Origin of the sequence: Vibrio sp. 10N.222.52.B7 (assembly GCF_041474275.1) — a bacterium.
GTDB lineage: Bacteria > Pseudomonadota > Gammaproteobacteria > Enterobacterales > Vibrionaceae > Vibrio > Vibrio crassostreae_C.
Window position 1 is genome coordinate 1 of record NZ_JBFRTU010000683.1, and the last position, 272, is coordinate 272.

Below are 272 nucleotides of genomic sequence, written 5' to 3' on the forward strand. Positions count from 1 at the left end.
ATTAGGCAGCATGTTTTTAAGACGCTCAAATTTCTCAGGCGACATATCTGAACACGCAATCACAGACAACCCGGCACTGCGTTTAAGCATTCTGAGCAAAGAGATATCTGCAATCAGCCTTGTGCCATCAATCAGGTTTTTTTGGTCAACAGCGATAGGACCAAGCTCAGAACCATCCATCAGAGGAATGTAGTCCCCGTTATTCCATTCCATGTGTTCTGCGAGATCATCACTCACAAGGATTGGGTATGGCGGCTTCATGAGGTTTAACG

At 45.6% G+C, this 272-nt stretch carries 1 pseudogene; it reads right to left on the minus strand.

What is annotated here, in order from left to right:
* Positions 1–272 (minus strand): annotated as a pseudogene (locus AB4512_RS24795) (ABC transporter permease); the annotation flags it as partial.